The organism is Fodinibius salicampi (assembly GCF_039545095.1).
In the GTDB taxonomy this organism is placed as follows: domain Bacteria; phylum Bacteroidota; class Rhodothermia; order Balneolales; family Balneolaceae; genus Fodinibius; species Fodinibius salicampi.
In genome coordinates this window covers 558603-582425 of the sequence record NZ_BAABRS010000001.1, presented here as the reverse complement: position 1 = coordinate 582425, position 23823 = coordinate 558603, and the positions used below count along the sequence as shown (strand labels likewise).

General features: G+C 41.4%; 15 protein-coding genes. All 15 read right to left on the bottom strand.

Annotated elements, in window-relative coordinates; genetic code table 11:
• Position 1: 1 nt before the first annotated feature.
• Complete coding sequence (locus tag ABEB05_RS02360) at positions 2-1030, bottom strand: NAD-dependent epimerase/dehydratase family protein (RefSeq protein WP_265787195.1); 1029 nt, start codon at positions 1028-1030, stop codon at positions 2-4.
• Positions 1027-2235: an L-2-hydroxyglutarate oxidase gene (lhgO, locus tag ABEB05_RS02355; RefSeq protein WP_345694250.1), complete on the bottom strand. Its 1209-nt coding sequence runs from the start codon at positions 2233-2235 to the stop codon at positions 1027-1029. Before lhgO ends, ABEB05_RS02360 begins: the two co-directional genes overlap by 4 nt.
• Positions 2228-3028 carry a glucose-1-phosphate cytidylyltransferase gene (rfbF, locus tag ABEB05_RS02350; protein ID WP_265787191.1) on the bottom strand — a complete coding sequence of 267 codons (801 nt, stop codon included), beginning with the start codon at positions 3026-3028 and terminating at the stop codon, positions 2228-2230. Before rfbF ends, lhgO begins: the two co-directional genes overlap by 8 nt.
• Before the next feature lie 418 nt (positions 3029-3446).
• Positions 3447-7445, bottom strand: coding sequence for a LamG-like jellyroll fold domain-containing protein (locus tag ABEB05_RS02345; RefSeq protein WP_265787189.1), 3999 nt, complete (start codon positions 7443-7445; stop codon positions 3447-3449).
• 279 nt (positions 7446-7724) lie between these two features.
• On the bottom strand, positions 7725-10187 hold the full coding sequence (locus ABEB05_RS02340; protein WP_265787187.1) for a T9SS type A sorting domain-containing protein: 2463 nt from the start codon (positions 10185-10187) through the stop codon (positions 7725-7727).
• 194 nt (positions 10188-10381) lie between these two features.
• On the bottom strand, positions 10382-11236 hold the full coding sequence (locus ABEB05_RS02335; protein WP_265787185.1) for a sulfotransferase family protein: 855 nt from the start codon (positions 11234-11236) through the stop codon (positions 10382-10384).
• A 52-nt stretch (positions 11237-11288) separates the two neighbouring features.
• Positions 11289-12182, bottom strand: a complete 894-nt coding sequence (locus ABEB05_RS02330) for a sulfotransferase family protein (protein ID WP_265787183.1) — start codon at positions 12180-12182, stop codon at positions 11289-11291.
• Between the two features lie 17 nt (positions 12183-12199).
• Entirely contained in the window at positions 12200-13234 is a 1035-nt protein-coding gene (locus tag ABEB05_RS02325; protein WP_265787181.1) for a glycosyltransferase family 4 protein, read from the bottom strand.
• Positions 13235-13247: 13 nt separating this feature from the next.
• The gene (locus ABEB05_RS02320) at positions 13248-14456 is read right to left on the bottom strand and encodes a glycosyltransferase family 4 protein (RefSeq protein ID WP_265787179.1); all 1209 of its coding nucleotides are present in this window, start codon (positions 14454-14456) and stop codon (positions 13248-13250) included.
• Positions 14453-15856, bottom strand: a complete 1404-nt coding sequence (locus ABEB05_RS02315; RefSeq protein ID WP_265787177.1) for an alginate lyase family protein — start codon at positions 15854-15856, stop codon at positions 14453-14455. Before ABEB05_RS02315 ends, ABEB05_RS02320 begins: the two co-directional genes overlap by 4 nt.
• Before the next feature lie 277 nt (positions 15857-16133).
• Positions 16134-18272, bottom strand: coding sequence for a bi-domain-containing oxidoreductase (locus ABEB05_RS02310; protein ID WP_265787176.1), 2139 nt, complete (start codon positions 18270-18272; stop codon positions 16134-16136).
• 2 nt (positions 18273-18274) lie between these two features.
• Positions 18275-19429 (bottom strand): glycosyltransferase family 4 protein, encoded by a 1155-nt coding sequence (locus ABEB05_RS02305; protein WP_265787174.1) that lies wholly within the window; start codon positions 19427-19429, stop codon positions 18275-18277.
• Positions 19430-19487: 58 nt separating this feature from the next.
• Entirely contained in the window at positions 19488-21359 is a 1872-nt protein-coding gene (asnB, locus tag ABEB05_RS02300; protein WP_265787172.1) for an asparagine synthase (glutamine-hydrolyzing), read from the bottom strand.
• 5 nt (positions 21360-21364) lie between these two features.
• Positions 21365-22447, bottom strand: a complete 1083-nt coding sequence (locus ABEB05_RS02295; protein WP_265787170.1) for a glycosyltransferase family 4 protein — start codon at positions 22445-22447, stop codon at positions 21365-21367.
• Positions 22434-23738: an O-antigen ligase family protein gene (locus ABEB05_RS02290; protein WP_265787168.1), complete on the bottom strand. Its 1305-nt coding sequence runs from the start codon at positions 23736-23738 to the stop codon at positions 22434-22436. Before ABEB05_RS02290 ends, ABEB05_RS02295 begins: the two co-directional genes overlap by 14 nt.
• Between the last annotated feature and the right edge of the window lie 85 nt (positions 23739-23823).

Genomic DNA, 23823 nt, shown 5'->3' with positions numbered 1-23823 from the left:
TTTACACCCAATATAAATCTTCGTTCAACTGTTCAGTTCTTAACAGGTATTTTAGTTGCTCAAGACGTGTGTATGCCCGGTAATCAAAGGTTTCAGCATCCATATTGATTTTGGAAAATATTTTATAGAGCTGTTCTGCACCTTTTTCGGCGGTAAATTCACAAGAAAATCCCGGAAGATTGTTATTAATCTTCTCAAACGACACTCGGTAACTCCTATTATCTCCCCCACTGTCTCCAAAGGATGTCTCACATCCCGGAAAAGCTTCACTCACGATCTGGGCTATTTCTTTAACCCGGAAATTTTCATCAGTATCTCCCACATTAAAAATCTCATTATGGACTACATCTCTGGGAGCATTTAATACACACAAAATAGCTTTACTTATATCATTTACATGAACAAGGGGACGCCACGGCATTCCATCACTAATCATTTTGATTTCCCCGGTAGTCCAAGCTAAACCAGAGAGATTGTTAAGAACAATATCAAACCTCATACGTGGTGACGGACCAAATGCCGTAGCATTACGTAAAAAGGTTGGAGAAAAATCGTCATCCGCCAATTTTGATACATCCCGCTCAACACGGACCTTACACTCAGCATAGGCCGTTTGTGGATTTACCTCCGATTCCTCCGTCTTGTAGCCATCATTTCCAATCCCATATGCACTGCACGATGAAGCATAAACAAATCGTTCTATGCCAGCCTCTTTACACAGCTCGGCAATTCTAACACTGCCCTTATGATTGATTTTATACGTTATCTCCGGATTCAGCTTTCCCAGCGGATCATTCGATAATTCTGCGAGATGAACCACCGCATCAAACGATTCCAAGTCCTCTGCATTAATATTTCTCAGATCTTTATTGATGTAGCTTGGGTACTTTTTCCCTTCATCATTATTATATAGCCACCCTGACCGGTAGAACCCCGTATCTAGACCGGTTACATCGTGCCCATTTTTAATTAAATATGGTCCTAAAATTGAACCAATATATCCGTCTGTTCCCGTGACTAAAATTTTCATGCTACTGTTTTTAATTTATTTAGATTTAAAGCATACTCTGATATCTTTTTCCCGATTTCCAAAGAGGCAGTTGCCGCGGGTGAAGGAGCATTACAAACATGTATACTCCTACCTTCGTACATGATTAGAAAATCATCCACGAGACTACCGTCCGGATTCAATGCCTGGGCTCTGATTCCAGATGGGGAGGGTATTAAATCCTCAGCGCTAATTTCAGGTATGAGCTTTTGGAGACTTTTAACAAATTCAGCTTTAGAAATTGATCGATAAAACTCTCTAAATCCATCTTGCCAATGCCTTTGTACCAGCCTCCAAAATCCAGGATATGAAATTGTGCTCCACGTATCGGATGCATTGAAAGAGAATTTTTCATAGCCTTCCCTTTTCAAACTCAACACAGCGTTAGGCCCCGCATGAATGCTACCGTCAATCATTCTTGTAAAATGAACCCCGAGAAAAGGAAAAGAAGGATTGGGAACCGGATAAATCAAATTTTTAACTAAATAGCGCCTCTCAGGAATCAACTCATAATACTCACCTCTGAATGGCACAATTCTATGCCTGAGTTCAATCCCTGATTTGGCAGCGAGAATATCGCTGTTCAAACCGGCACAGTTGATCAGGTATTCTGCTTTAAAAATTCCACCAGTAGCTTCAATCAAACAATTTTCGGACTCCGTTACAATTCCCGTAACTTTATTGTTATAAGCTATCTCCACTCCCGATTTCAACAGTTCATTGGCAAGAACTTCTGAAACCTCACGATAGTTTACTATTCCCGCCTCAGGTACGTGTAAGGCTGCAATACCGTTGACATGTGGTTCAAGCTCATTCAGTTCATCCTTCCCTATTCGTTTAATTGACAAACCATTCATCTTACCTCTTTCTGCCAGCACATCGAGATAGTCCAATTCGCGCTGATCTGTAGCCACTATGACTTTTCCGCATTTCTCGTAGGCTATTCCGAACTCGCGGCAAAATTCAATCATACTTCTGCTCCCACGTGTGGCTAAATCTGCCTTAATACTACCCGGTTTATAATACACTCCCGAATGAATTACTCCACTATTTCTACCCGTCTGGTGAGTTGCAAGAGCATTCTCTTTTTCCAAAATTATGATTGACAAATCACGTTTCTTCTGCTTTAACGCAAACGCGGTCGCTAAACCCACTATTCCGCCACCGGCAATTATATAATTATACATATTCCTCTTTGCTACTCTTTGCCCAAACACGCCACGGACAACTGTCGGATTTCCATAAATCCTCCAAATTATTTTTATCTCTAAGTGTATCCATTGGGTGCCAAAACCCATAATGCCTGAATGCAGCTAGTTCTTGCGAATTAGCAAGCCTTTCCAGTGGCTCTCTTTCCCAAACAGTAGAATCACCTTCGATTAGGTCTAAAACTTCAGGTTCCAGAACAAAAAAACCACCGTTAATCCAAGCCCCTTCTTCTTTGGGCTTTTCGTTAAACGAGTCAATTACATACTCTCCTTTCCCCAATTTAAATGCTCCAAATCTGCCGGGCTGCTGTACAGCAGTCAGTGTCGCCTTTAAATTATGGTCTTTATGGAATTCGATAAGTTTTTTGATATTCAGATTACTGACCCCATCTCCGTAGGTTAAACAGAAAGTCTCACCATCAAGTAAATGACCGACCCTTTTCAGCCGCCCTCCGGTCATTGTTCCACTACCGGTGTCAATTAAAGATACTTTCCAAGGTTCAACATCATTATGATGAACTTCCATGCTGTTGTTTTTCAAGTCAAATGTCATATCTGACTCGTGCAAAAAATAATTAGAAAAATACTCTTTGATTATCCGTCCCTTATAACCACAGCAAATAACAAAGTCATTTAAGCCATATGAAGAATATATTTTCATGATGTGCCAAAGTATGGGTTTCTCCCCGATCTCAACCATCGGCTTTGGACGAACAGCTGTCTCTTCACTTAGTCGTGTACCATAACCCCCAGCAAGAATTACTACCTTCATTGTACCCCTCAAGATTATTATTCTTTACAATGTATTGTTAGTTAGAACTCTCTTCTAAACTATTCCGAAAACCCTTTTTTTAATGGTAGAATATTCCTTATTGGTAGTCAAGGAAATAGACACTCATTAAAAAAACTTAATCAGTATTATTCTGAATAATGGGTGGAAACAAAAGAACAGGGGATTATTATAGAGATATGATAACTGGTAAGTAAAATAGTTTTTACTCTTTTTTCATTTTACTCAACACCAATTTTTCATTGTTTGATCATCATAAGATAAGCAAAAAAAGAAAAGACTATTAGTCTGTAATAATTTATTAATATTCCTTAATCAATATTAGTAAAATATAACTTCATATATCTTATATATAATGGTATTCTTAAAATAGAAAATGATAAGGTGGGTTGTTGTATACCTACTTTATATAGGTCATTTTTTTTAAAAAATGAGTGTCGCCTGCCTTTAATCGATAAAAATATATTCCACTGCTAAGATTAAAATCAGATGCATCAAATGGAATTTGTTGTACACCGGACTGTGGTTCGGAATCGACCAGTGTAGCTACTTTTTTGCCAACGGTATTATATATAATTAGGCTAACCTCTACTTCCTCATCCGGTAATGTGTACTCAATATTAGTCTCAGACTGGAAAGGATTCGGATAATTCTGACTAAGAGTTAACTCTGAACCCTCGTCATTGTTTGACTGTTCGATTACCAATTCATTGGATTCTTTACTCTCCCCATAAACTTTAGTATCTGTTGGGGTAACCAAAGCTGTCCACTCCTCTCCATCCGATACTTCATCCAAAGAAAAATCCGTATACTTGGTGGCATAATGTCTTTCAATCTGTTGAGGGGATAACGCCCTATTGAAAAGACGAAATTCATCCATCAATCCTCTGTACGCTTCTTGCTCATTATCCTTCCCCCATTTACTGCCCAGATATATACCCGTCTTTCTCCCGGAAACCAGTGGTTCATCAACCTGGATTTGCTTATCCAACTCTCCATTTATATACAACTTTAGCATCTTTCCATCATAAGTCCCCACTACATGGACCCATTGATTACCCGAAATGTCACTTTTGGATTGGACACTTACAGCCTTACCATCGCTCACCGTAATTTGAAAATTTAATTGTTCTCTAGGGCCATCTCTTCCAATTTTAAACACACTCCACGGATCTTCCCATTTATCATTATAATAAGGTTTACTTACCAAGGTAGCCCATTCTTTTCCCCAGTTATCATGTTTCATCCAAAACTCGATAGTAAATGCTTTGAGTGATTCAATCTTATCAGATGTCGGTGTATAAATATGATCTCCCTGCCCATCAAAATAGTAAGCCCCCGCCTTTCTCCCTTTGGTCGTCCAGGCAGGGATATGTGACTTAGTTTTTTGCTTTCCATGATTCTGATATGAAGTAAAATCTTTTGCTAAAGAATCCTTTGCTACCGAACCTTCTACATCAAAAGAATAATTAATAAGAGAAATACTTTCTCCGTTTATGCGCCAATCAATATTTGTAAAAACAGAGTCTCCGTCTTCGTCCTGTGCTTTAGAAGCTTCCACATGCAACATCTCTCCCTTCTTACTAAGCTCGGGGGTATCGATAGTTGGCCAGTTATTATTTTCAGGATACTCTTCCTCAGAGACAGAAATTGTTTTTGACTTACTTTCTGCTTCATTGGTTTTCCCAGATGCATCATATGCAATTGCCTGGTAGCTGATGTCTCCCGCCGGATAAGGACCCCCGGTTAGTTTACAGTCTGTAGATTCCTCACAGGTTTTTTCCAAACTATCACTAACATAAATCTCTATCTTGGAGATGCCGCTGCTATCTTCTGCCGTAGCAGAAAAAGTAATTTCATCGGTTTCATCCGGATTGGAGGGACTGTGTGATACACTTATTTCGGGAGCAGTAGTATCTGCCTCTGTGTCTTCTGAATTAGATACAGATACTGTCTTTACGCTACTTTCTGCCTTATTGGCTTGCCCGGATGCATCATATGCAATTGCATGGTAGCTAACGTCTCCCGCCGGATAAGGACCCCCGATTACTTCACAATTTGTAGACCCTTCACAGGTTTTCTCTAAATTTTCATTAACGTAAATCTCTATTTTCGAGATGCCGCTGCTATCCTCTGCCGTAGCAGAAAACGTAATTTCGTCGGTATCATTCGGATTTGATGGGCTATGTGATACACTTATTTCAGGAGAGGTAGTATCTGGATCCGGTTCGTCTTGCCAATCATCGTTAGTTGATACATCTGGATTATAAATTCGATATTCGATGGCCTGCCCTCCCAGCGGGGCGGGGCCGCCACTGCCCAGCAGGTCAATCAGAATATTGCGTACCTGGGCTCCGCTCTGACTGGACGGGTTGATGTAAAAATCCTCCGAAGACAGCTTCACCCGGGCAGGGCTGGCAAACTCAATCATGACCGTCCCCTCAAACCGCTGCAGGCGAATGCGGGTGACCGTCTTCATATCCGTGCCGGCCGGCTCCCAGCTGCCATCCACCTCAAAGGCAATCTGCGTTTGGGTATCGGAGGACTGGTCGGAGGCATTGCGGCGGAATACCGGCAGAATCTCATAGAGTTCCTCCACCTCGGTGCCGGAATCCCCATTAACTGAGGTTGTCACATAGAGTTCCTCCTCCCCAATCGTAAACTCCCGCTGGTAGCTGGCCTGCCCGCTTATCCCCCCTGTGGGATCGGACCACTCATTCGACAGATCCCCGCTGACCGTGACCGTGGGAAGATCCTGATTGAGGGCATAGCTCGCCTCCGGATGACGCTGGAGGGCGGAACTAAAGGCCGCTCCTCCCGTCGTCTGGCCGCTCAGCGCGTGGACCGGCCACATCGGCCAGTCCTGCAGGTCGTGCCCGCCGTGACGGGTGCCCCGGGCCACCCCCATAAGTACCGTTCCGGTCGCAGGCGTCCAAAAAGCCGAGATATTTCCACCCCCAAACCCATTCAGCTCTTCGGTTTGTCCTTCGCTGGTCCACCAGGAAAGCCGGTCATTAAACAGCACCGTTCCGTATCCTTTCTGGCGGGTGGACAAAAATTTATCATCGAAACTCTCAATAAACTTTTCACCCCGTTCAAAGGGAAGGGTTAATTCTCGCTGTGTGGCCGACCGGAGCCGATCATAATGGTCCTCCCGATAATACAGCGACGTATAGTTAAAGTTCGTCACCGTCCAGTGCCGTCGCTCCCATTCCCCCGGCGTACTGCTGTCCGGATCATCAAAGTCTTCCTGCCCGTCGGAGCTATTCAGAAAGTCCGACCTAAAATTCATATCACTGATCATCGTTGAGGCATCAGCTATATTGTCTTCTCCCAACAGGGCCATCCCCTCATCCGACCAGTAGGCCAACCCGGCATTACGAAAATGACGCATCCACTGGTCCTCCGCGGCATCCCCCGCACTCGAGGAGTTGCTGTGATGGGGCGTATTGTGGTCCCCGTCCGGATCCAGGAAGGTAAGGTGGGCTTTCAGTTTCGTCATTTGTTGCAGGGCCTCTACGATCGGGGAGTACTCGGACAAATACGCTCCCCAATTCAGATGGAACAAACTAATGCCGTTATAGGAGGCATCATACGCCCCGCCATGATCAATATAGCCGGCTGGCCTAAAATGGCTGTCCAATACCCGGTCAATATAATCATACGCCCGCTGGGTCAGGTCTTGGCTCTCCACATGCCGGGCCACATAAAGTACCCCCGGGATAGCACGCGTATCCATATCAGCATGGGTCCCGGTCGGGCCCCACGACTCCAATTTTTCAAACATGCGGATGAGCCCTTCCTCAAAGGCGGCTTTGGCCGATTCCGGCAGCTCGTCTTTGGCCACCCCATACGCATAGGCCCACTGGATCAACTGTCCACCCAAAAAATCAGAGCGGTCGCCATTACCTTCATCGTGGGCCTGATCCTGCATCATCATATCGACGGATGCGGCTACAAAGGCCCGGAGCTTGACCGCCCGGGAATCGTAATGCGGATTGCCTTCATAGTTCCAGTCGGCAAAAAAAGCAGTGGCCAGCGCCGAGATCCATCCCCCGCGGCCAATGGTCATATGCACGCTCCCACCGGATTCAATAGCATCAAGAGTAAAATAATCTGAACCCACCCGTATCCCATCGGCTGGAGGAAATTCTGAGGCATCATGTCCAAAAACCAACCACGATTGATAAATCTCCGCATCGGTATCAAAATAACTGGTCTCTACCGTTAATGGGGATAAATCAAGCTCAAAATCTCCCTCCGAGAGTGACCCTATATAATTCCGAAGTTCGCCCTGGTACCCGTGATCCTGCGGGAGCTGCGCAGTCGCCGGGATGGGACCCAAGGTACAAATAAGGAATAAAAGGCCAACGAGAAACAATACTTTTTCTTTATGCAAAAGCGTGCTATTAATCTATTTAAATGGGAAAATATTATTTGTAAATGATATCAAACGAACTGCAAAACAGCTTCATTACTAACCAACTCAAATATAAGCTTATTTATTAATAAATTTTAATATTATATTTCTTTAACACAACTTCCTAGGAAGTGTTCCGAAAAAATATCTTTTAATTATAAAATCAAACTTAGAAGAGATATTTGTCCCAGCAATTTTTACTGAAAATACTATATACTGGGGAAAGCGATCATCCATAGTACTACCTATCATGTAACATTACTTTAGATAGGTCATTTTTCTTGTAAGAATAGCATTTTCGGTTGTAAGGCTGTAAAAATAGATGCCACTCGCTAATGCTAATCCGTCGGCATTGAAAACTTCTGTATGTGATCCGTCTTCAATTACTCCATTAGCCAAAGTAGCTATTAGTCTGCCCGTAATATCATAAACTTTTAGAGAGGCCTCTTGGGTATCTGGCATTTCAAACTCAATAGTCGTACTGCTATTCCCGGTAAAAGGATTGGGATAATTTTGTTTTAGCAGAGGAGGGTTTTGAATAAATCTTCCATTTTGCGATCCGCTTAGTTCCTTTTTAGGACCCGCATTATAAATTCGATATTCGATGGCCTGCCCTCCCAGCGGGGCGGGGCCGCCACTGCCCAGCAGGTCAATCAGAATATTGCGTACCTGGGCTCCGCTCTGACTGGACGGGTTGATGTAAAAATCCTCCGAAGACAGCTTCACCCGGGCAGGGCTGGCAAACTCAATCATGACCGTCCCCTCAAACCGCTGCAGGCGAATGCGGGTGACCGTCTTCATATCCGTGCCGGCCGGCTCCCAGCTGCCATCCACCTCAAAGGCAATCTGCGTTTGGGTATCGGAGGACTGGTCGGAGGCATTGCGGCGGAATACCGGCAGAATCTCATAGAGTTCCTCCACCTCGGTGCCGGAATCCCCATTAACTGAGGTTGTCACATAGAGTTCCTCCTCCCCAATCGTAAACTCCCGCTGGTAGCTGGCCTGCCCGCTTATCCCCCCTGTGGGATCGGACCACTCATTCGACAGATCCCCGCTGACCGTGACCGTGGGAAGATCCTGATTGAGGGCATAGCTCGCCTCCGGATGACGCTGGAGGGCGGAACTAAAGGCCGCTCCTCCCGTCGTCTGGCCGCTCAGCGCGTGGACCGGCCACATCGGCCAGTCCTGCAGGTCGTGCCCGCCGTGACGGGTGCCCCGGGCCACCCCCATAAGTACCGTTCCGGTCGCAGGCGTCCAAAAAGCCGAGATATTTCCACCCCCAAACCCATTCAGCTCTTCGGTTTGTCCTTCGCTGGTCCACCAGGAAAGCCGGTCATTAAACAGCACCGTTCCGTATCCTTTCTGGCGGGTGGACAAAAATTTATCATCGAAACTCTCAATAAACTTTTCACCCCGTTCAAAGGGAAGGGTTAATTCTCGCTGTGTGGCCGACCGGAGCCGATCATAATGGTCCTCCCGATAATACAGCGACGTATAGTTAAAGTTCGTCACCGTCCAGTGCCGTCGCTCCCATTCCCCCGGCGTACTGCTGTCCGGATCATCAAAGTCTTCCTGCCCGTCGGAGCTATTCAGAAAGTCCGACCTAAAATTCATATCACTGATCATCGTTGAGGCATCAGCTATATTGTCTTCTCCCAACAGGGCCATCCCCTCATCCGACCAGTAGGCCAACCCGGCATTACGAAAATGACGCATCCACTGGTCCTCCGCGGCATCCCCCGCACTCGAGGAGTTGCTGTGATGGGGCGTATTGTGGTCCCCGTCCGGATCCAGGAAGGTAAGGTGGGCTTTCAGTTTCGTCATTTGTTGCAGGGCCTCTACGATCGGGGAGTACTCGGACAAATACGCTCCCCAATTCAGATGGAACAAACTAATGCCGTTATAGGAGGCATCATACGCCCCGCCATGATCAATATAGCCGGCTGGCCTAAAATGGCTGTCCAATACCCGGTCAATATAATCATACGCCCGCTGGGTCAGGTCTTGGCTCTCCACATGCCGGGCCACATAAAGTACCCCCGGGATAGCACGCGTATCCATATCAGCATGGGTCCCGGTCGGGCCCCACGACTCCAATTTTTCAAACATGCGGATGAGCCCTTCCTCAAAGGCGGCTTTGGCCGATTCCGGCAGCTCGTCTTTGGCCACCCCATACGCATAGGCCCACTGGATCAACTGTCCACCCAAAAAATCAGAGCGGTCGCCATTACCTTCATCGTGGGCCTGATCCTGCATCATCATATCGACGGATGCGGCTACAAAGGCCCGGAGCTTGACCGCCCGGGAATCGTAATGCGGATTGCCTTCATAGTTCCAGTCGGCAAAAAAAGCAGTGGCCAGCGCCGAGATCCATCCCCCGCGGCCAATGGTCATATGCACGCTCCCACCGGATTCAATAGCATCAAGAGTAAAATAATCTGAACCCACCCGTATCCCATCGGCTGGAGGAAATTCTGAGGCATCATGTCCAAAAACCAACCACGATTGATAAATCTCCGCATCGGTATCAAAATAACTGGTCTCTACCGTTAATGGGGATAAATCAAGCTCAAAATCTCCCTCCGAGAGTGACCCTATATAATTCCGAAGTTCGCCCTGGTACCCGTGATCCTGCGGGAGCTGCGCAGTCGCCGGGATGGGACCCAAGGTACAAATAAGGAATAAAAGGCCAACGAGAAACAATACTTTTTCTTTATGCAAAAGCGTGCTATTAATCATTAAAGATGACAGTAGTTAATTATGGAAAGGGAGTAATAAGATTAATAAATAAAAGTAACTCTAACATGCTGAATGAACTTTATATTTGACACGCTACCTACCAAAAAAGCACCCTATTTAACCCTTTTTACCATAATTTGTTTCATAAACAGCTTGATTACAACTAATAAGAAATGTTAACCTTCGGCTGGGACAAAATCCCTGCCATGCCACTCTTTTATTTCTTTTCCCAGAGTTCTTTCTAACAATTCTACATCCTTCTGGAAATATTTTGAAAAATAAAATTCTCTTTCTTCTACTGAGAGTTTTTTAGGCCTATTTTCTAAAAAGGATTTTAAAAATGATCTCATTTTAGGAAAACGATGTAAGGTATCCTTAATCGGATCCAAAAATTTATTATTTTTGTAAATCCATCTCAAAGACGAATATTTTACCGCTCCCGATTGATTCCGATGTACATCTCTATTTAATTCAATTGAGGGAATCCCTAGAAAATCACATAAGTCAGTAATCGACTTATTTTGGTTAGTTGTAAATTCATGAAACCATATAAAATGGATATCATCCAGTGAATAATATTTCAAGAAGTTGTTTAATTGTTTGCCGTACAGGCTCTTCTGTATATACTTTTTATTACCACCAGAAGTCTCTTCTTCTTCCAAAGCCTGTTGAAACGTCCGGTTTTCCACTCCCCCCATTTTATTCATAGTATAGTGAGAATAGGCACGATCAACAGGATGGCGGAGCATTAGGATAAACTTTGTCTTGCTATCTAAGGTCTCAGAGATCCTCTCCAAAGCTTCTTCCTTATAGATATATTCCGGAGTGATTTCACAAAGATATTTCTCGTCTTTAACAGGTGGAAATTGTTGCTCATACCACCCAATCCCCTTACTATATTTACGATCTAAATCAAAAAAGTGAATTTCCGTTTCATAGGAGACTTCTACTTCAGGATGTTTTTGCAAAATAGTATACAAGGAATTAGTCCCAGCCTTTTGTACACCAATACCAACCAGATTTGGTAACATAGAGATCTTTTTTAAATAATTCTTATTCAGATAATTTTGATTATACAGGTAATTAATTCTTACCAAATTTAGCAAGATATGAAGCCATACTTTGTGTAATTAAGGTAGAATAAAACCTAAAATCGTAGGAACCTCCCTCAAACTTATATCCATAATTTTTCATTTCTTCTTTGCATATATATTCTATGATTTCTATATCTCTGTCTGTACGTGAAAGTATATTTTTCCACTTATTAATATGCTCTTTGGAAGGAGGTTTAAGAGAATTTTTACTCGTAATACTTTCTTCCTCAATTTTATCTTCTGTTTTAGTTTCAAATATATCTTCTACATATTCAATATTCAGGAAATTGCTTAACTTCTCCATGGTTTCTTCAGGAGTTCTTATCATCTTTTCATACTGAATAACAAAATTGGGCTTCATACTATCAATTTCCCTTACCCCGTTACGCCAAACTCTTGCATTAGTCACTACATTGGAAGTACTCCAGGCGCATCCCTTTAAACTTGCAACAATAGCCCTGGGATCCCGAACTAAATATATAATTTTAGCATCCGGATAGAACTTTTTAATATGATCTTGGTGAAAAATATGATTAGAACTCTTTTCTCCAATTAAGATTCCCTCCCTATTAATCCCACGATCATTTAAATAAAACTGTATTGTCAGATCCAATATGTCCTTCCAGCCAGAAACATGATCGGAAAGATTTTTTTTTAAATCTTGTCTGTTAATCTTCAACCGTTTTACTTTATACCAGTTTATCCATTCTTCTATTGCTTCTGTTCTGTGTTCTTCTTCTCGAAGATCAATTTTTTTGTATCGGTCATAAAATCCGAAGAAATGTGTTTCAGGAAGTGTTGTTACTACTTTTAATTTGTCAAGGTTTAATCGCAAAAAAGTTGAACCACTTCTTGGAGAACTCAAAATAAAAAAGTCGATCATAGTATTTCACCTACATATTACAAAGCATATATTTTTTCAATCAATAGCTTATTTCTATGCTCTATTAAAAATTTAGATTTAACCATCTCTAATGCATTTTCACTGTGCCTTTGTAATAAGTCTTGATTATCATAATAGTTGTTCAATTTACCCAAGACAAAGCTGATAATAGATTCTCTTTCAATATTTTCATCTAATTCATAGATAAATCCGTTGTAATCGTCAATAACAAATTCAGGAATAGCCCTAACATCCGTAGTTATAACTGGCAGAGAACACGAGAGTGCTTCTAAAACAGTATTATTAAATGGATCAGCATACGTTGTGCTTACAAAAATATCCGATCTTCTCATCCAATTAATTACCTTCTGATGCGAAATATTAGACAATACGTTTATTCTCGGATCTCTGTTAATACTCCTTGCCACATATTCTTTTTCCTCTGGAGTGGGATACATTGCCCAGTCAACCTCGAAGTTTGATATTATAGTCAAACTAACATCATCATGATCAAATTGTTCAAAAGCTTTTAATAATTCTATCCCCCCTTTTCTATAAAAAGCATTTCCTACCATTAAAATTGAAAATTTAGTTTCTTCACCTGAGCGTTCAAGGGGCTTATGTGGTTCAACAGCCCGATAAACAACATGACATTTGTCCTCATCAATGCCCCATTTGCTGAAATTCTCCCTATTCAACTCACGACTACATTCAGATGTAAAAATTATTTTTTTGCACTGGTTAGATCTTAACCTTTTTATTCCCCACCGGAATAATCGACTGGTTTCATTCATTGGACCATACCTAGGAATATCTGATTCCACTTCTACCACCCACGGCTTATATCCTCCCACGATACTATTATATGTATGATACATATCACAATTCTGTAAAGGAATCATCCATTTCGTGTGCTTTAAAAACTGATTACTAATCCCCATTAAATGAAATGGAATATCTATTGCTCTCTTATACTTTACTCCTATAGGCGGATTATTAAAAACATATTTCTGCCAATATCTTGTTCTGTTTGAATATCCTATAGTCAGCATTTTATCAACTTTTTTAAGTCGTACTCTTTACTATTTCCAACATCTCCTCAGCTAAATTTTCCCGGCTGAAATGCCGGATAAATTTCTTAGCATTCTTTTCTATATCCGAGGACAGTCCATTTTGAGTATTCAGTATGTATAATTTTTCTAAAAAATTATTCTTATTTTCCGGTTCAAAACACAGTCCAATTTTATAATTCTTTACCAGTTCCTCAGCTTGACCCTCAACTCCCAGCAAAATAGGTTTATGCATCGCTGCTGCTTCAAAAATCTTTGAAGGAATAACCGTTTTAAAGGTATCATTCTTTTTTAACGGTACCAGAGAAATATCAAAAACGGAAAGGTAGGCCGGGACTTTTTCCTTAGGAATCGGTTCATGAAAGGTTACATTTTCCAGGCCAAGATCCACAGCCTGTTTGACAAGAGCATCTTTTTCACTGCCGTCGCCTATAAATAAGAAATGAATATTCTCATCTTGAATATCAGCAGCGGCATTTAGAATAAAATTAAGTCCATGAGCCATGCCATGGGTTCCCAAATAACCGACTAGAAACTTGTTCTCCAGATCTAACTGCTTAACAATACCTTTGTCCTTGGGCCGGGGTCCAAATAAATCCGTGTTCGCTCCATTGGGAATGACTCTAATTTTATCGGGATCAATTCCACGTTCCGTCAAATTAGTTTTGAAAGCCGGTGTATTTGGGATTACCAAATCAGCGTCCCTGTATAAAAAGAGTTCTATCTTTTCCAGTAGTGAAAGTAACCAGCCGTCCTTCATCGCTCCCACTGCTTTGATGGACTCCGGCCAGAGATCCCGCAGCTCAAATATCCAGGGTTTCCGTTTTAGTTTTGAAAGAGCGAATGCCGACCAGGTTGTAAAAAACTGGGGAGAGGTTGCAATAATAACATCCGTTTTTTGAAACAGTCCCACCCAAAAACTGGTTAAGGCAAAACTCAGGTAGTCGATAATTCTGCTGATAGTCCCCTCATTGGCCGTAATATAACTCCACACCCTTATTACCCTAATACCGTCAACCTGTTCTTCATCGTATAATTTATTTCGATATCCCTCATATACTTCACCGTGTGGAAAGTTGGGAGCGCAGGTTATCACTGTCACTTCAGCTCCAAGCTCTACCCACTTCTTGCAGTGCTCGTACGTTCTGGTGGCCGGAGCATTAACTTCGGGTGGAAAATTATCTGTGATGAAAAGTATATTCATTCCGAAATCTCTATTCTTGTGACCAGTTTCTCTTTAAATACAATTTCAATGCGCTGCGCCTGCTCGGTATCATTAAAATCATGTGCATACTGATAATAGTCTGCTCGTAGTCCGGCAGCCCCATCAAATTTAAATGTAACCTTATCATCCACCGTGATATTATCGATATCAGCTACAACATTACGGCTGGGATGAAAGTGCAAAAACGCCCTAGACTCTTTGTTGTTATTCGTCCCTTCCATTATATCTTCAATGAATATCTGGTCGTAATTCCATTGAAAGGTCCGTTTATGGATAACTTCCTTTTCTTTAAAGCCATCGTGATATCCTGACAACAGCTGCTCATTTTCATCTGATATTTCAACTCGTGCCCGCTGGCCAAGCCGAAAGGATTTCCATATGTCACTCTGCTCCACATCATCAAATATGACGGTATTATGAGACTCGGTTGATCGCTCTTTCATTCTGGTTTCACTCTCTTCATAGGTAGAAACTCCGGGATCAACCACAAAAGGGACGTTATTAATATGTAGAACAAATGAAAATATATCACAATGAGCGTGACCGGGAATATAATCGGGACCGGGCTTCCCAACATCCATCAACAGTTCATAATTTGAATGTTTCACCATCCGATATCCACTTTCACCTGTGCTTTGATGATTGTTCTTTGTTATAGAAGAGATGTTAAATCCAAGTCTATTGGCATATTCCAGCAAATCATCTGCATCAATCGGGGACTTATTTGTACTGTCATTGCATGCGGGAAGTTGGCCTGAATCAAATCGTATCTCCAGTAACCAATCCAGCATTAATTTTATTTTGTCCAGTAATAACAATTCCAACTCAGTGTCATAAGATCCGTTATCTTTATTGTTGGATACCAAATTAAAGCCATCCAGGAGCCTGTGTAACAGAATTAAATGATACATGGGAGATCGTTCAAAATGTGCTCCATCAGCCAATACCTGCTCCTCAAGCTCTTCGTTCAAAATTTGCTTACTCCTTTTTAAGAAATCGGGATCCCCAAAATAAAAAGCCCCGAAAAGAAGAGAGATTCCATTTTCCAACAGATGGTTACCCATCAAATGATATTCTATTCTTTGACCAAGTAGCTGATACTGATTAAACAGCGATTTATTTACCTCTGAATCCTGTACCTGATGTTTACTTAAAAATTTAATCCAATTTACGCCCCTCAGTGATATCGGATAAGGTTCCATACCATCTTGAATAGTCTCTTGATTTCGAATAAAATCCTTAATCAACTTCACTCCTTCAATTCTATTCATGTTGTGCTGATGCAGGAAATCGAAGTAAGTCAAATGATAGGTCCACAGCTTCCCATACTTTTGAAAATTCCAATCAACGGACTCTTTGAATTGGTGTTTCTTATTCAAAAATTTGAAGGTTCTTTCCGAGAGTAAGCTTGTAGGATGAGCAACAAAGTCTTGAAATTTGAGGTTATTCGTTTTGGCGGGAATTGCCGAATCATCGAACTTAAACGGGAGAAAAAGATTTCGAAATCGATAATAGATACCATATACCAGCTGTCTCAGCTTTAAATGCTTAATGGTATGGTAATACCTTTTTATATTCTCTAACATATTATACTCTATAACAATTGCCCTAACAACTTAATATCAAGCCAAGGATAATTTTTTAACATATAACCCCCTATTTCACTTCTGTTTTTTGTTGGGTTTTCAAGGACTGTATTGTCGCAAAGGTACTCCGCGTTGTATTTACAATTTCATTAAAGGGAATCAGAACGCTCCCCCCCTCTTTCCAACTCTGAGCTAATCGTTCGAACTGCTCTTTATGTCCCTTGTCCTGTTTTGTTTTCAGGAGCCTGTTGGTGATTAATCCCCCGTAACCATAACCATAAAGCTTTCTGAAGTTGTCTAATATCAAATTTTTACCTTGGTAAAAGACTTCTATACGTTCTTTTGAATATGATTTATTTCCATTGGAAAAATAATTGATCACCCCGGTAGAACCGTTTTCCATCTTCAAAAGAATAGAAGCATTATCGGTAGTAGATTTGGGATTTTGTCCCATCCCCTGCATATAAACGGACTCAACCAGCGATCCGGTTAAGTACTGGATGAGATCAACGTAGTGACAGGCTTCACCGACGATACGTCCACCTCCTATATCCGGATCCTGTACCCAGGAATCCTCTGGTATGAATCCTGCATTCATTGTTGCCACTATATTCATTTCAGTAGGATCATTCCCAATCAGTTCTTTCATTTTACGCGTATGGGGAGAAAACCGGCGGTTGAATCCCACGGAAACACTCTTTCCGGAAGCTTCTTTGGCTTCGATAATTTCTTCTAACTCATCGTTATTTAACGCTAACGGCTTTTCTACAAATACATGCTTGCCGGCATTAAGAGCCTTAATAACCATCGGGGCATGCTGATTATGTCGCGTTGTTATCAGTACGCCCTGAACAGAGGGATCTTCCAGCACTTTATTAAAATCAGTAGTGCTTTGTTCTATATTAAACTTCTTGGCCATCTGGGTGGAAGAAAGCCCCTGTGAGCTAACAATATATTTAATCGGAAAGGCTCCGTTTTGAAGCGACGGGAGGATCGTAGATTGTGTAAAATTTCCTGCTCCAACTATAGCTATTCCTTCCGTGACTTCTTCTAACGTTTCATCACTAATATGAACCGATCGATTCGGTTTCGAGTTACTGTCTTCTTTTTGGGGATAGGTAATCAATGAGGCAATACTGTCTGAATCGGACATTTCCCCATAAATCTGACTGATATCTTCTAAAGCAACCTTTTCGGTAATCAGCGGATTTACATTGAGCTGGTCAGATCGAATCGCTTCCAGCACGGCTTCAAAATTTCGTTGCTCTGTCCACCTCACATAAGGCAATGGGTAGTCATGCCCCTTTTCTTCATACTCCGGATCATAACGTCCCGGACCGTAAGAACAGGAAACCTGGAAAGTGAGCTCTTTTTCAAAGAAATCAGAACGATTGATATCGAGTCCTACAACCCCAACCAAGACGATGCGTCCCCGTTTGCGACTCATCTTGGCACTCTGACTGATTACTTCATCTGACTGAGAAGATGCTGCTATTATAACTGCATCCACTCCTATCCCATTTGTTAACTGTTTAACACCTTTAACCGGATCATTGGTAGAAGCATTGATAGTTTCAATACCTAATTGTTCAGCAATATCCAGCTTTGACGTATCAAGATCCACGCCAATGACCTTACAACCATTTGCTTTGAGCAGCTGCGCAGCCAATAAACCGATAAGTCCAAGCCCCATCACTACCACCGTTTCCCCAAAGGTTGGATCCGCCAAGCGTATTCCCTGCAAAGCGATTGCTCCCACAACGGTAAAAGAAGCCTCCTCAAAAGTTACAGAATCCGGGATCTTGGCAACCAGATTTTCAGGAACTCTTACATATTCTGCATGGCATCCATTAGAGACGACCCGGTCCCCTACCTTCAAACTGGAAACATTATTCCCGACTTCCACAACAGTGCCAGCATTGCTATATCCAAGAGAGATAGGCATATCTAACTTACGCCGAACTGCCTCAATTGTCGGCATAATACCATCGGTTTTCATCTTTGCCAACACTTCCTTCACACGCTCCGGCTGTTGGCGTACCTTGCCCAATAACCCCGCTTTGCCAAATTCTACTACCATTCGTTCCGTTCCCAGTGAAACAAGACTGGAATGGGAGCGAATGAGCACTTCTCCCTCTTTGACTTTTGGTACGGGTACTTTTTCAAGGGTTGTGTCCCCGTTTTTTAGATCCTGAATGATTTGAAGCATAATTAATTCGTACTATAATATTGTTTTGTTATTTGAGATAAATAGCTGAAGGTATCCTCTGCACATTTATCCCATGAAAAATTCCGGGCTCTTTTATAGGCAGAATGAGCCATTTTATTTCTTAATTCTGTGTCACCAATATATTTTTCCAACGCATCTATCAGCGAAGATACATTCTCCGGATCAAAATATACTCCGCTTTCCTGCAGAATTTCAGGCATTGCACTACGGTCGGCACAGGCGACCGGCAGGCCACTTGCCATAGATTCCAGGAGAATCTGTCCAAACGTTTCACAAGAGGAAGCAAAAACAGCAATATCTGCATTATGATAGTCTTTTATCAATTGATCTTGATCTCTGCTACCATGATAGAAAATAAATTCATTATTGGGATCATATTTTTTTACCGCATCCCAGAATCTTTTTCCAGCCTGCTTGTTTTTAATATTCCCAATAAGATCTAATACCACTGGATATCCTTTTTCTCTAAGATGAGCAACGGTCTCAATAACATTCCACTGGTGTTTATAGAGATTAATGGTAGATACATATAATAATCTCATCGGAGATGTAAACGAATACTCCCCAATCGGTTTTTGTATCCTGGGTTTTTTAAAAAACTTTTGTGCAATCCCGTGAGGAACTATCCGGGTATCAAATGATACCCGATCTAAATTTTCTAATGTTATTTTACGGGCTTCATCCGACAGAAAGATCACTCCCTCAGCCTGTTTATAGGTGTACTTCTGGATGACACTAAGCAACTGTATACGCAATTTCTGTGGAGACCAGGAATACCGATCTATTGCATCCTGATCAAATGGCTGCAGGTTGCGGTTCATCGTTACAAAAGGACGAAAAGATCCCAGGTAACTCCCTCCCGGTACAAATAATAAGTCATAATGATCCCTTGCTACAGCAGTTAACTTAAATCGTTGCCAGAGACCTCTTTTCAGTAAATTTTGATCCAACCAGGGATGATGCCTTAAGACAACTCCCTCCTTTTCAGGCAAGAAAGATAAAGTATTTTGCGATGCCCAAACTTCTATGGAATCTATCCCTACCTTGTCAATTTGAACATTATTCAAAATTTCAACAAGATGAGTTAATCCACCACCACTAATAATATTTGAAGCATCAATCCCGACTCTAATCATTTTAATAATATCGTATAACCTGCTTTAGATGATCTTTTTAATTTTAAGTACGGCAAAACTAATTAATATTATTAGTTTCCAGCCACTGCTCCAGAACTACTAAAATCCATATTCTGGCCCAATTAATACGTTTATCATTTTCCAGGAACCTATTCCACATATTCATGACTGAGTCTGCATCAAAGAATGACCGGTCTGCAAGGTTTTTGAGGCTTGATGTTGTTTGTTCTCTCAACTCATTTCTCATCCATACATCCCAAGGGAAGGTAAAACCCATCTTCTTCCTATTCACTATTTCATCCGGTAGCAATGGATGAAGTGCATCTACCAATAGCTTTTTAGGTGAAGAAGGATATTTAGCACTATCTGAAAGTGATAAAAGATATTCTACCAGTTCGTGATCCAAAAAAGGGACCCGTACTTCAAGAGCCGAAGCCATACTCATCTGGTCAGTATCTCGAAGCAAGGTATTTTGCATATAGGTTTCTATCTCAGAACAAGAAACTCTGCTGAGTAAATTCGATGAATTTGTAGTCTCAATAATACTTTGAACAATTTTCTGAACCTTGTTTTCAGCTACTTCTCCATTCAGTGTTAGCAATTTTTGGACTTCGTGATTCATATAGGCCTGTCGCGATAAAGGATAAGAATGCTGGAGGTCCCAACTGGGTTGCTTAAACAGTGCCGATATTTTATCCGTTGCTGTACGTTGTCCTACTCCTTGAACGATATTAGCCACCCATGTTCTTAAGCCTTGAGGCAGATCGGCAAACCATCGATATTTTTCCAATCTGGCTGACTGACTAAATACCCGATAACCGGCAAACAATTCATCTCCTCCCAGCCCAGAAAGAGCAACCTTAACTCCCGCCTCCCGTGTTACTTTTGAAACCAGGTATGTATTAGGACCATCTCCGCTCGGATGGTCCATAGCCCCCAATGCTTCAGGAAGAATATTGAGGAAATCATCCGGGGTAAGCCGGATTTCAGTATGATCTGTTTCAAATTTTTCAGCTATCATTCGAGCGTATGGAGCTTCACTGTATCTACTCTCATCAAAAGTAACCGAAAATGTTTTGACATTTCCCGGGCTTATCTGACTCATTAATGCAACAATGGCACTGGAATCTATACCCCCAGACAAAAATGCACCGATCGGTACGTCCGCAATCATTCGTCGCTCAACCGCTTTCTCCAGTTTTTTTCTTACGACCTGCTTTATCTGGGCATAACCTTCGTTATTATCGTTCGGTTGAACATGATCACTTAAACTCCAGTATTTCCTTACAGTTGTTTGATCTTCTGTTACGGTCATATAATGACCGGGCATCAACATTTTAACATTGCTAACCATTGTTTCCGGGGCATGAACCGTCTGGTATTTCAGATAGTCCACCAATGCTGATCGATTGATATTTTGGGGAATGAGTCCACTTTCCAAGAGAGCTCTTACTTCAGATGAAAAAAGAAACAGATTTTCATTTTTATAATAGTAAAGTGGTTTAATACCCAACCGGTCCCGGGCGATGAACAATTCTTTTTGATTGGTATCCCATATGGCAAATGCAAACATCCCATTTAACATTTCCACACAACGCTTGCCCCACTTCATATAAGCAGCTAATATTACTTCGGTATCGGTTGTGGAGGTATATGGATATTTAATCAGTTCACCTTTTAATTCCCTGTAGTTATATATCTCACCATTAAAAACGATGACATACCGACCATCAAAACTTTTCATAGGCTGATGTCCTGCCTCTGATAAATCCAGAATAGATAAGCGCTGGTGCCCCATCGCCAATTGATGATCACAAAAAGTTCCTGTGTCATCGGGACCTCGATGCTCAATGCACCGATTCATAGAGACAATCGTTTTGTCGAGTTGATTTTGATCTTCAAGTCCAAATATGCCGTTTATTCCACACATCTTATTTATTCTCTCTCAATTTCTTTAGTGATATCCATCAATTTATTCGCCCAAATGCTTGGTGTATTCCTTGAGGCAATTTCAAAACTCTTTTTCCCCATCTTTACAAGAGCTTCATCCGACTTACTAATAATCTTTTTCATCTGTTCTTTTAGATTTTCTGAATTTCTTGCCTCAAAGTGGTAGCCATTTTCCCCTTCTTCTAAAAATTGGGTTGCGGCCCCTATTTGATCACTACAGATTAGGGAATATCCTGCGGCTGCAAACTCGTGAACAACTACTCCCCAAGGCTCTTTATGGGATGGCAAAACAAACACAGACGTTTCGGTAATCACCTTCTCCATTTCCTTGGGTTGAACAAAGCCACAGTGTTTGATCTGAGGATGCTGAGCTGCCGCCTCTTCTAATGGTCCGGTGCCGCAACACCACAGTTCCCAGTCAGTTTCCGTTTCCTCACAAAGCTTGGAAAAAGCTTCCCATAGATCCTCAATTCCTTTTCTTTCAATATATCTCCCCACATACAAAAACCGATGGGGCAGCTCATTTTCTTTTGATGCAATCGTATTTCCAAATTGCTCTGCAAAATAAGTATAATCAGCAGAGTATACCCCCTCCAGAATATGAGATTCATCAAATCCCAACTTAAGGGCATATTCTTTTTGCGGTCCCCCTGCAACCCAGGCATGACTGAACCACTTCTGCACAGTCCAATCGCTGACTAGTCTTGCAAGTTGCTGTTTTATCCCCCCGTCCCACTGATTATCCATACCCACTACTATTGGAATTTTATCCCGAAACTCTTTGCAGACTTTTAGATAATCCTTATCCATCCATCCACTGCAAAAAATAAGATCCGGATCGAAATTTAGTGCTAAATCCAACAACGAAGAACGATTAAAATTACCCCGATTATCTATTATAATTCCATCCGTGACATGAAAATTAAAGGGGGCATGCTCGTTCACTTCCCAACGTACGATATGAATTTCAACATCATAATTTTCTTTCAAACTATTGACGCATGAAATAAAATACTGCGCCAGCTCAGCGTATAAAAAAAGTATCTTCTTACTACTATTCGTATTCAAATTCATTAGTTAAATGAGGTATCGTCAGTATTGTGACTATAATTAATAAAATGATGGTAAATGCATTTAAAGAAGCAGAGAGCCAGGATTCAAAAATTGTAGTAAAAATAACAGTACATCCCACAGGTAGAGCTAAACTTGACACACTAAAGGCCTTTTTGAAAATACCTATCCATGCTCCAACAAAACAAAGGACTCCAAATAATCCAGTATCCAACCAAACCGTGAGATAGGTATTATGGGTCCCTCCTTGGTGACCGAGGTCACTTAGATATTCCTTCCACTGACTAAAGAGAAATTCGGAATAACCAAATCCTTTCCCCATCCAAAAATTATTTTGTATCTGTGCCCAAGAAAACTCAAAAGCCACGGCTCTTCCGGACATATCCTGTAATGAATCTAAACGGGCAAATTCTGCTAATCCTAGTTCCTGTATAATAAGCGGTAAATACTGCATTATTAGCGGAATAAAAGCTACTGCCAATATCAAAGAAACAAATGTCAGAGCCCGGGAAACTCTTATCGTATAGCGCAACACAAAAAATATTGCCAGCCCCATTAACGCCGTTCTGGAACCGGAAAGTATAATGGATATAAACGCGACTCCTAGAAAAAAAATTCTCCCCTGACTAATGAACTCATCCTTGTTATTTGTATATAATACCTCAAATAAGATAGTAATAAGTAAAACAAATAATCCCATACCATTTGGATTACCTAGCAATCCATTATATCGTCCTCCCAAGTGAACGAATCCGGGATTAACAAATGAAAGAATTATACCAATAGTTAATATGACAAATCCCAATGAGAGAAGCTGCTTAAAAAAGATACTGCCATATAATTCATAAATATGAATAACGAAATTCGGAACAATCAGGATAATTAGTAGGTAAGAAATAGTTTTTAAGCCTCCCAGTACAATTGTAGGGCTAAAAAATAAGGCCAATACCGCAATCAGGAAAAAAGGCAAAAAGTAGTTATAAAATTTCCTGTAAATTGGAAATTGTTTATCAAAAACAATGCAAAGCGTCATGATTACCGCGTAGACATCGCGTGAATTCTTGGCAAAAACAAATATATCCTGTCGGCTGTCGGCCACAAAAAGCAAAAAGGCAAATCCTATAAAAAGTTCCAGGTACCTTCTTTTAAAAGCCAATAATAGAGCTGTAGCAATGACAATGACGGGAGATAGTCCACCCAGTATAATGCTTGAACCCAACCAGATCAGTAAGCAAGCTACTAATGTCTGATTTCCAAATAGAGATGTTAAAGCACTCTTGCGATTCATTCAAATGGTTGTTTAAATATAACTCCGTCAGTATTAACCCCTATTAGAATAATAATCAAATTCCGGGAGTTTATTTACTATTCAG

What these genes read in the sequence shown, in the direction of transcription:
- rfbF (WP_265787191.1), bottom strand. Translation starts at nt 3,028, where the DNA reads ATGAAGGTAGTAATTCTTGCTGGGGGTTATGGTACACGACTAAGTGAA.
- lhgO (WP_345694250.1), bottom strand. Translation starts at nt 2,235, where the DNA reads ATGTATAATTATATAATTGCCGGTGGCGGAATAGTGGGTTTAGCGACC.
- ABEB05_RS02290 (WP_265787168.1), bottom strand. Translation starts at nt 23,738, where the DNA reads ATGAATCGCAAGAGTGCTTTAACATCTCTATTTGGAAATCAGACATTA.
- ABEB05_RS02360 (WP_265787195.1), bottom strand. Translation starts at nt 1,030, where the DNA reads ATGAAAATTTTAGTCACGGGAACAGACGGATATATTGGTTCAATTTTA.
- ABEB05_RS02320 (WP_265787179.1), bottom strand. Translation starts at nt 14,456, where the DNA reads ATGAATATACTTTTCATCACAGATAATTTTCCACCCGAAGTTAATGCT.
- ABEB05_RS02330 (WP_265787183.1), bottom strand. Translation starts at nt 12,182, where the DNA reads ATGATCGACTTTTTTATTTTGAGTTCTCCAAGAAGTGGTTCAACTTTT.
- ABEB05_RS02305 (WP_265787174.1), bottom strand. Translation starts at nt 19,429, where the DNA reads ATGATTAGAGTCGGGATTGATGCTTCAAATATTATTAGTGGTGGTGGA.
- ABEB05_RS02335 (WP_265787185.1), bottom strand. Translation starts at nt 11,236, where the DNA reads ATGTTACCAAATCTGGTTGGTATTGGTGTACAAAAGGCTGGGACTAAT.
- ABEB05_RS02310 (WP_265787176.1), bottom strand. Translation starts at nt 18,272, where the DNA reads ATGCTTCAAATCATTCAGGATCTAAAAAACGGGGACACAACCCTTGAA.
- asnB (WP_265787172.1), bottom strand. Translation starts at nt 21,359, where the DNA reads ATGTGTGGAATAAACGGCATATTTGGACTTGAAGATCAAAATCAACTC.
- ABEB05_RS02325 (WP_265787181.1), bottom strand. Translation starts at nt 13,234, where the DNA reads ATGCTGACTATAGGATATTCAAACAGAACAAGATATTGGCAGAAATAT.